The 9,126-nt window shown below is 68.7% G+C and carries 10 protein-coding genes; 6 read left to right on the top strand and 4 right to left on the bottom strand.

Features of this window, described 5'->3' with window-relative positions:
- Positions 1-13: 13 nt before the first annotated feature.
- Together C469_RS11020 and C469_RS11015 are read left to right on the top strand one after the other, a co-directional pair.
- A complete protein-coding gene (locus C469_RS11020; RefSeq protein WP_049911350.1) occupies positions 14-1,390 on the top strand; it encodes an MFS transporter in 1,377 nt (458 codons plus the stop codon).
- 585 nt (positions 1,391-1,975) lie between these two features.
- Positions 1,976-2,452, top strand: a complete 477-nt coding sequence (locus tag C469_RS11015; protein ID WP_008006620.1) for a 50S ribosomal protein L11 — start codon at positions 1,976-1,978, stop codon at positions 2,450-2,452.
- A 79-nt stretch (positions 2,453-2,531) separates the two neighbouring features.
- On the opposite strand, the gene C469_RS11010 is transcribed toward C469_RS11015, so the two are convergent.
- Positions 2,532-3,254 (bottom strand): DUF4013 domain-containing protein, encoded by a 723-nt coding sequence (locus tag C469_RS11010; protein ID WP_008006618.1) that lies wholly within the window; start codon positions 3,252-3,254, stop codon positions 2,532-2,534.
- A gap of 145 nt (positions 3,255-3,399) precedes the next feature.
- On the opposite strand from C469_RS11010, the gene C469_RS11005 reads away from it, so the two are divergent.
- On the top strand, positions 3,400-3,690 hold the full coding sequence (locus C469_RS11005; RefSeq protein ID WP_008006617.1) for a hypothetical protein: 291 nt from the start codon (positions 3,400-3,402) through the stop codon (positions 3,688-3,690).
- A gap of 39 nt (positions 3,691-3,729) precedes the next feature.
- Here C469_RS11005 and C469_RS11000 read toward each other — a convergent pair whose 3' ends face one another.
- Positions 3,730-4,182, bottom strand: a complete 453-nt coding sequence (locus C469_RS11000) for a universal stress protein (RefSeq protein WP_008006615.1) — start codon at positions 4,180-4,182, stop codon at positions 3,730-3,732.
- A gap of 322 nt (positions 4,183-4,504) precedes the next feature.
- Between C469_RS11000 and C469_RS10995 the strand changes: the two genes are divergently transcribed.
- Positions 4,505-5,788 carry an RNA-guided endonuclease InsQ/TnpB family protein gene (locus C469_RS10995; RefSeq protein WP_049911322.1) on the top strand — a complete coding sequence of 428 codons (1,284 nt, stop codon included), beginning with the start codon at positions 4,505-4,507 and terminating at the stop codon, positions 5,786-5,788.
- Between the two features lie 11 nt (positions 5,789-5,799).
- Here the strand turns inward: C469_RS10995 and C469_RS10990 are convergent, their stop codons facing one another.
- On the bottom strand, positions 5,800-7,695 hold the full coding sequence (locus C469_RS10990; protein ID WP_008006609.1) for an ATP-binding protein: 1,896 nt from the start codon (positions 7,693-7,695) through the stop codon (positions 5,800-5,802).
- A gap of 102 nt (positions 7,696-7,797) precedes the next feature.
- Between C469_RS10990 and C469_RS10985 the strand changes: the two genes are divergently transcribed.
- Positions 7,798-8,133: a DUF7113 family protein gene (locus C469_RS10985; protein ID WP_008006608.1), complete on the top strand. Its 336-nt coding sequence runs from the start codon at positions 7,798-7,800 to the stop codon at positions 8,131-8,133.
- 15 nt (positions 8,134-8,148) lie between these two features.
- Here the strand turns inward: C469_RS10985 and C469_RS10980 are convergent, their stop codons facing one another.
- Positions 8,149-8,358: a hypothetical protein gene (locus tag C469_RS10980; protein ID WP_008006605.1), complete on the bottom strand. Its 210-nt coding sequence runs from the start codon at positions 8,356-8,358 to the stop codon at positions 8,149-8,151.
- Between the two features lie 194 nt (positions 8,359-8,552).
- On the opposite strand from C469_RS10980, the gene C469_RS10975 reads away from it, so the two are divergent.
- Positions 8,553-9,122, top strand: coding sequence for a hypothetical protein (locus C469_RS10975; protein WP_008006603.1), 570 nt, complete (start codon positions 8,553-8,555; stop codon positions 9,120-9,122).
- The last annotated feature ends 4 nt before the right edge of the window (positions 9,123-9,126 follow it).

The raw sequence follows: 9,126 nt of genomic DNA, 5'->3' as shown, positions 1-9,126 counted from the left end.
CGGGGTGAGTGAGGTGGGATTGCTCGGGTTCGATCGGCCGCCGACGGTGCTGCTCGCGGTGATCGCCAGCACCTTCTTCGTCGGGTTCGGCGGCGGGGTCGTCTTCCCCATCCTGCCGAACCTCGGTGCGGTCCTCGGTATCTCGGCGTTCATGGTCGGCGTGATCCTCTCCGCGAACCGGTGGGTGCGGCTCGTCGCGAACGCGCCCGCCGGCGCCCTCGTCGACCGGTACGGGACGCGCACCCCGTTCGTCGTCGGGCTGTTCGTCGAGGGCGTCGCCACCCTCGGCTACGTCGTCGCGCTCTCGATGCCCCCCGCCGAGTCGCTCCGCCCCCTCGCGGCCTCGTTGCCGACGATCGCGGCCGGCCCGCTGGTCGTCGGCCCCGAGCAGTGGTTCGCCCCGATGGCGGCCGCCGTCGCGCCCGAGACGTGGTTCCTGCTCGCGCGGGTGCTCTGGGGGCTCGGCTCCGCCGCGGTGTTCGCGACCGCCTACACCATCGCCGCGGACCTCTCCGACAGCGGGTCGCGGGGGACGAACATGGGCGTCGTCCGCGGCGGGATCACCATGGGGTTCCCGGCCGGCCTCGTGCTCGGCGGGGTCGTCTCCGCGCTCGCGGGCAACGTCGCCGCCTTCGCCGTCGCCGCCGCGTTCGCGCTGACCGCCAGCGTCGTCGCCTACCGCTACGTCCCGGAGACGCACGTCACGGGCGACCGCTCCGGGGACTCGATCAAGCCGTGGGACGTCGACACCGCCGTTCCCGCACTGACCGTCGGGCTGGTCAACTTCGGGCTGATGTTCGCGTACATCGGCGCGCTGTTCTCCACGCTCGTGCTGTTCCTCGGGGAAAACGACATCTCCCTGCTGGGGCTCGCCCCGCAGGGGACCTCCGGGCTGTTCATGGCCGGTACGGTCCTCTCGGCGTCCTTTTTCATGCTCGTCGGCGGGCGGATCTCGGACACCCGGGACTCTCGGACGCCGATACTGCTGACGTTCCTCGTGGTCTCGTTCGTCGGGTTCCTGCTGCTCGCCCGGGCCGGGTCGGTGGTCTCGCTCGGGCTCGCCTGCGTCTTCATCGGCGCCGGGCAGGGCGGGACGAGCGGCCCGATGATGGCCCTGCTCGCGGACCTGACCCCCGACGAGCGGATGGGGCGCGCCTCGGGGACGAACAACGTCCTCGGCGACGTGGGCGGCGGCCTCGGCCCGATGGTGTCGCTGCCGCTGATCGAGTCGGTCGGCTTCGCGCCCATCTACGCCGCCTGCGCGGTCCTCCCGCTCGCCGCGGGCGCCGCGCTGCTCCTCGGTGTCCGCCGCGAGACCGGGACGTTCCTCCCCGGACGCACCGCGGGCGAGACGGGACAGAGCGACGGGTCGGCTCCGGTGGAGCCGTAGCCGACGGCCCCCTCCGACCGCCGGTCGCTACGCCTTATAAACGGATTCTCACTCGAGTCCCCAATTTACTCGAGTCTCCGATTTTCATGGCCGCTGGCGCGCCTCCGAGCGCTCGCGTCCGCGAGCGCGAGGAGACCGCGAGGGAGGCGGCGGGCCGGCGCGGGCGGAGCCGCGCCGGCCCGTCCGCCGAGGCTGGGGAGGCGCGAGGTGCGGTTGCGGTCCCGCGAGTGGAACGGGGGAGAACGCGGGAGTCGCAGCCCGCGAGGTCCGCACAGCCCGCGAGGTCCGCACAGCCCGCGAGGTCCGCACAGCCCGCGAGGTCCGCACAGCCCGCGAGGTCCGCNAGGTCCGCACAGCCCGCGAGGTCCGCACAGCCCGCGAGGTCCGCACAGCCCGCGAGGTCCGCACAGCCCGCGAGGTCCGCACAGCCCGCAAGCGGGAGCTTATAAATGACCGTTCACCTTCGGCTCGCCGTACAATGCAACGTAACCGCCGCGCCGCGGCCGATTTCGGAAGTGTGCGAACCGCTGGCTCCCGCTGCTCGAAAGAACAACCGTTAAAAGTCGCCGCCGGGTTCGTACGGATATGGCTGGAACTATCGAAGCGCTCGTCCCCGGCGGGCAGGCCAACCCCGGCCCGCCGCTCGGTCCGGAGCTCGGTCCGACGCCGGTGGACGTTCAGGATGTCGTGGCGCAGATCAACGAGGAAACCGCCGCGTTCGACGGCATGGAAGTGCCCGTCACCGTCGAGTACGACGACGACGGCTCCTTCACGATCGAGGTCGGCGTCCCGCCGACGGCCGAACTGATCAAAGACGAAGCCGGCTTCGAGACCGGCTCCGGCGAGCCCCAGACGGACTTCGTCGCGGACATGTCCATCGAACAGGTGAAGAAGGTCGCCGAGCAGAAGTCGAGCGACCTGCTCGCGTACGACGTGAAAAACGCCGCCAAGGAGGTCGGCGGCACCTGCGCCTCCCTCGGCGTCACCATCGAGGGCGAGGACGCCCGGACGTTCGACGACCGCGTCGACGCCGGCGACTACGACGACGTTCTCGAAGCGTAGTCCTCTCGCAGTCGCAGCTTTTTCCCGCCGTCCGTTCCGTCGCCGTCGAGCCTTGACGAGTCTCGGCTAGCCGACGATGTCACACGGCGGGCCGATTCGCGGGGTCGGGGTCCGTAACGTCGGTCGCGACCGGCCGCACGTCGGTCCACGTCCAGCCGATGATCGCGGCCGCGGCGACGATCGCGTAGAACTGGACGAAGAACCCGGCGATCGTGCCGAGCACCGGCACGACCGAGAGCACGCCGATCGCTAGCGCTCCGGCGAACACCACCGCGGCGGTCGTGAGCCAGCCGACGGCGTACGCCCGCTTCGTGACGACGCCCCAGAGCGTGCCGACCGCGAAGCCGTCGCCGACGCGTCCCGAGTCGGCGACCGCGGCCAGCGCGGCCGGAGTCACGTAGAGGCCGGCGAGCGAGACGGCGAGCGCGACGACGACGAGCACCAGCGCCAGCAGCCCGCCGATCAGCCCGCCGAGGAGGCCGCCGGCGCCGTCACTGGACCCGACGACGACCGCGCCGACACCGAACACCGCGGCGACCGCGAGGATCGCGAGCGGCAGCAGCGAATAGACGAACGTGACGGCGAACGCCTTCGCCCCCTCGACGAGGAGGTCACCCCACGCCTCGAACACCGGCGGCTCGGCGTCGCCGTCGGCCGTCCGACGGATGACGCGCGTGAGGTATCCGAGCACGAGGAACGACGGGATCAGGAGCGGACTCGCGATCAGCAGCACTCCGCCGATCGCGACCGTCACGATGGCGTCTTCGCCGTCGCGGAGATAGTTTATGGATTCTGACAACATGGGTGATCCCACGTATCAACGCGCCGGAACGTATTAACTTCGTACGGTGGCTCCGAGACCTGCGCGGGATGGGACTCATATCTCGATCTCGTCGGAGTCCGGGCTCGGACGGCGCCTTTATTCCGATCCGCACCGACTCGCGACCATGCCCGATCTCCACCCCGTCGCTAAGCGCATCCACAACATCCAACCCCGGGCCGTTCGGCTCACCCTCGACGGAGGCGACACCGCCGGCGTCTTCGAGTTCTCTTCGACCGAGTTCTTCCAGCGGGAGTTCCGAGGCGAGGGCGTTCGGACCGATACCGACGGCGACGCCGAGTTCCGGCTGATCACCTCGGAGGACCACGAGTCCGTGCTTCTCGGGCGGTCGGGTCCCGACGAGGAGGGATGGACGATTGTCGGCGAGGTGGTCGAGGCAGAGCGGGCGGACGGCTGATCGCCAACGCCCGCTTCACGCCAGCGCTCCCGTCCCCCCTCACCGAACGACGGTAACGGGCACCTCGGCGCGGCGGACCACGCCTTCCGCGACGCTCCCGAGCAGGACCCGGGAGAGCCCGGTCCGACCCTGACTCGCCAACACGACGTGGTCGTACGGCTCGCCGTCGTCGTCGTCCCCGCCGACCGGTTTCTCGCCGCCCGCGACGCCGAGGATCGTCGCCGTCGGGCGCCCGACCTCCAGTCTCGTCTCGACCTCGCGGTCGACCGCCGCGGTCGCCTCGGTCAGGATCCGCTCGCCGCGCTGCTTGGCGCTGTCGTACCACTGGTCGGCGGCACCCGGGAACCCGCCCTCCGCGCCCGTCGCCGAGTCCGCGGGGTTGATCACGTGGAGGGCCGTCAGCTCGGCGTCGGGCCACTCCGACGCCGCGAACTGGAGCGCCTCGGCCGCCTCGGTCGAGCCGTCGATCGCGACGAGGATCCGTTTGGTCATACCCGCGGTTCGCTCGCTCGGCGTAAAAAGGTCGGCGGCGGCTCCGAGCCGACGGCAATCCGGCGCGCGGTCGCCTCTCGAGGCGCCGGCGCGTCCCGTCAGCATAATACAAGGTGGAGCCTCCGACCTCAAGTCGTATGGGACCGTAGGTCCCGCTGACCATCCGAACGGGCCTGCGGCCCGTGAGGAGAGAGCGAGCGAAGCGAGCGAGTGGGTCGGAGAGGAAACCGACCAGGCACTACACCAGCCACGTTCGATCGTCGGCCGACTTCTCACTGAATCGTCACTAATATAAAAAGTAAAAAATACGTCTGAAGTACGGATGGAGGTACGACGCACCGTGCCAGTCAAGCTCGATATGGCCGACAGCGACGCCGACCTCCTCCATGAAACTATCTCCGAGTTCCTGTGGGCCGCCAACTACGTCGTCGACCACGCCTGGCAAGGCGAGTATAAAACGACGAGCAAAGCCGAACTCCAACGAGAGACCTACGACGACGTGCGGGCAGAGACACGGTTACAAGCGAATCTCGTTCAGAACGCTCGTAACAAGGCCGCCGACGCCGTCCAAAGTGTCGTCGCTCGGTGGAAACAAGGCGACTACGCAGGGAAACCGTCCTTTTCCGCCCCCACACTCGTCTACGACAAGCGCTGTGCGACGTTCAACGACGACCATGCGACGCTCGCAACCGTCGAAGGTCGCATCACTGCTGAGTACGTCCTTCCAGACGGGAGCCACGAGACGCCCCACTCGGAGTATCTGTTCAACGACGACTACGAGGTGACGGGCGCAGAACTTCACTACCGAGACGGCGAGTTCTACCTTCACGTCCGCACAAAGGCGGACGTAGAGTTCGAGACTGCCGACGACGGCAACGACGAGCACAACACAGTCCTCGGCGTTGACCTCGGCATCGAAAACGTCGCTGTCACGTCAACGGGCACGTTCTGGAACGGGTCGGAGTTGAACCACTGGCGCCGCGAGTTCGAGAAGCGACGCGGGTCGCTTCAACAGCGCGGGACGCGGGCCGCTCACGAAACCATCCAATCGGTCGGGCGCACGGAGACGGGACGCTACGACCACTTTTTACACACCGTCTCGAAAGAACTCGTCGCAGAAGCCGTCGAACACGACTGTGACGTGATCGCGTTCGAGAACCTGACCGGCATTCGTGAGCGGATGCCGAACGCCAAGAAGTTCCACGCGTGGGCGTTCCGACGCCTGTTCGAGTACGTCGAGTACAAAGCCGAAGTTGTCGGCATCTCCGTCGAGCAGGTGAGTCCCGCCTACACCTCCCAGCGATGTTCAAAGTGCGGGTTCACTCATGAGGACAACCGCCCGACCTCGGACGGCCAAGAGGTATTCGAGTGCCTGAAGTGCGGATACTCACCGCACGCCGACTACAACGCGGCGAAGAATATCGGTCTGAAGTATCTCCGCTCGGCGCAAACGTCGTCGGGTGGAGGCGCACCCGTAAACGTGCGCTTGAATCGCGGGACGTTGAACGTGAACGGTAATTACGAGCCTGCCAGCGATGGCCAGAACGGGAGTCCACGTGAAAGCCCCGCCCGCAACGAAGCGAACGGCGAAGCCGTGAGCGAGTAGGGCGGGGTAGTTTACTCGTGCCGCGTCACGCACTTCGAGAGCCCGATCAGCTCGACGGGCTCGGAGTTGTCGGGCGAGTAGACCACCATCTGTCCCTTCTCCATGTACGGGACCTTCCCGGCGAGGTTCGCGGGGATGTTCACGCTGGAGATCGCGTCCTCGTCGCCGAGGTTCAAGACGACCTTCGTGTTCACCTGTTTGAACACCGACTCGGCCACGTCCTGCGGGTCCTGCGTGATCAGGAACAGACCGAGCCGCTCCTTGCGGCCCTGTTTCGCGGCCTCCGTGAACTTCTGGACGACCTTCCGGGCCTGCACGGTGTCGGCGTCGGCGAGGAAGTTGTGCGCCTCGTCCATCCCGATGAGCAGCGGCGTCTCCTCGATCCGGTCACTGTCCGGGTCGTTCGAGAGCTTGTCGTCGACGAGCAGCCCCGCGACCGCGAGCACGACGATCTCCTTCTGTCTGGAGGTCGGGAGGTGGTACGTCGGGATCACGGAGAGCCCCCCCGGTCGGACGAGCGTGTGGTCCAGCTCCGTGATCGGCTTCGCGTCCTGGTCGAAGATCCCGCCGGGGACGCCGCGGACCCGCCGTTTGACGGCGTCGAACGTCGCCTCGTGGATCCGCCCGCTCTCGTCGAGCTCCTCTTTGAGCGCCGGGTCGTCGAGGTACGAGAGGAACTGGCTGTAGGTGCCCGAGTCGCCGTAGTCGCGGAAGAAGCGATTTATCAGGGTCAACAGGGCGGGGTACTGGTTCTCGTTGAGCCCGGAGCCGGCGACGAGCCACGGCATGTCCCGCGCCAGCGAGAAGGGGATCGTGAACTCCACGCGCTCGGCGCGGTGCCCCTCTCCCGGATACGTCGCGTTCGCGGCCCGCGGCACCAGGGCGACGGTGTCGTCGTGGCCGCCGTGGGCGATCCCCTCCCGGTCCAGCCGTCGGGCGAAGTCGGCGCCGAGGTCCGTGTTGTCGTCGTGCATCTGCGCGTACTCGTCCTGCGGGTCGAACTGGACGACGGCCATCCGCGACTCCCGGCCGTCGCCGGTCGGGTAGGTGCGGTCCGCATCGAGGTACTGCCGGAGGACGTTCTTCGAGGCGTGGGTCTTCCCCGACCCGGTTCCGCCGGCGACGAGCGTGTGCCGGAACGCGAGCGGGTCGCCGTCGGCGTAGTCGTCCTTCACCCGGTAGTCGACCGTGGGCGGCTCCGCCGCCGTCCGCACCTTCTCGCCGCCGACGGAGAGGTGACCGAGGAAGACGCCGTCCTCGGGAATCTTCAGCCCGGTCTTGATCTCGGCGTCGTCGGAGGCCTCCTCGACGACCGCACCGGGCTTGGGAACCCGGTCGGTCATCCGGCGCTTCATGTCGTCGCCGGACCCGTACACGACCGACATCGGCTCCAGCTCGGCCATGAACTTGTAGTCGCGCTCGGCGAAGTCGTCGCGGCGCATCTGTCGACGAGCGTGGATCTCGGTGGCGTCGTCCGACCGGAACTCCTGTGCGTACTCCAACCCCGTGATCCGACAGAACAGCCGCTCGCCGTCCGGGTACGGGACGAGAAGGTACTTCCCGAGCCGGACCGCCTCGCGGTTCCCCGTCGTGACGAACGCCTTCAGCGTCGTCTCGTCTTCCTCCTCCGCCACGCGAAGCCCCTGCGAGACGGAGACGACGCCGAGACCGGCGTCCTCGCCGGCCGGCTCCACGTCGTACGCGGCGAACCCGTCGCCGGTCGCGTCCCCGCCGGGCGAGGTGGTGTCGACTCCCTCGCCGGCACCGCGTTCGGTGTCGCTTCGTTCGGCGTCAGCGGGTTCGGTGGCACCGGACTCGGCGGTCGCGGAGTTCGCGGTGTCGACGTTGGCGTCGCCGCCACCGTCGCCCTCGCCGTCGCCGAACTCGGTGAAGTCCTCCAGCGTCATGGCGGACCCACCGCCTCCGGCGCCGAAAGCGTTTCCCCCTCGCCGTCCGGTTCCGGGACGTTCTCACGGGCCCCTTTTGAGTCTCCGGACCGTATCGAGGGCATGATACTCGTTCGCGGCAGCGGCGGCGGGACGGAGCTCACCGGCACGGTGTTCGAGCGCGGTGAGGAACCCCCCGCCTACAAGGGCGCGCCAGACGAGGACGCCCCGTACGTCTGGGTGTGCGACTCCTTCTACGAGGTCGAGAGCGGTGGCTCCGCCCTCCTCGTCGACGGCGAGGAGATCCGGGTCGCCTTCGAGGAGCCGATGCCCCGCGGGTTCGACACCCGCGATCAGGCGCTGACCGCGGCGAAAGAGCACGTCCGAACCCAGTTCGCGCGGATCGGCGTCGACCCCGACGGCGTCGAGATCGAAGTGACGAAAGAGGATCCGGCCTGAGCGCGCGACGCTGCGCTACTCTCCGCCGTCTCCCGTCTCCTCGCCGTCGGCGTCGCACACCCCGAGCGGGAGGCTCTCGGCGTGAGCGGCGTCGGCGTCGAGCCCCTCGTAGGCGTCGTCGATGAGTCGGGCCAGCTGCGTCTCGGGGCTCACGCCGCGGGCGGCCGCGAGCGCCGCGAGCCGGTCGTACTGCTCGTCCGGCACGGACACCGTCCCCTCGTTCATACGCGCCGGTCCGACCCGGAAGTACAAAAGCGTTGTTCGGGATTCGACGTTACTGCGGGGTCTCGAAGCGGTTTCGCCGGCGGACGTCGACCCGCTCTCACCGGGAGATCCCCGCTCTTCGAATCGGTCGAACAGGGCGTTCACGCCCGTTCCGACGGCGCGCTTATTGTACCGCGCCGCCAAGGGCGACCCGGATGCCCGACCGACCCTCCAGCGGCGGCCGAGAGGCGGAGCATTCGGCCGAGGCCGACGACGTTTCCGTCGACGGAGCGACGGCCGAGGTGGACGACGAGGTGCAGCGCCGCCTCAGAGCGGCGTACCTCAACGACGCGGAGCGCGACCTGATCGTGACCGGAGTGCGGTCGGCGGGCTCGGAGGTCGTCGTGGAGTTCCGGACCCCGCACGGCGACGCGACGCACACCGAGCGATTCCCCGCCCCGCGGCACGGCTCGCTGTCGGAGTCGGCGGCGTTCGTCGCGTTCCTCGAGGCCGCCGGCGTCTCCCCGCTCGACGTCGAGGAGCTCGTGGGGACCCGGGTGTCGGCGACGTACGACGGCGACGAGTGGCGGCTCGACGAGTCGTACCTCCCCGACTCCTCTGAGGACGCGACCAACGGTGACGCGGAGGGCGACCCTCGCCGCTCCCGGTCGACGCTAAAACGGTCGAGGGAGTGGCTCTGGACGTACCGCTACTGGCTGTTCGCGGCGGTCCTCATCGGCGGGGAGCTGCTGTTCGTGGCGCTCGTCATCGCCCTCTTCGGCTGAGCCT

Origin of the sequence: Halorubrum lipolyticum DSM 21995 (genome assembly GCF_000337375.1) — an archaeon.
GTDB classification, from domain to species: Archaea; Halobacteriota; Halobacteria; order Halobacteriales; family Haloferacaceae; genus Halorubrum; species Halorubrum lipolyticum.
This window is presented reverse-complemented; position numbering and strand designations above follow the sequence as displayed.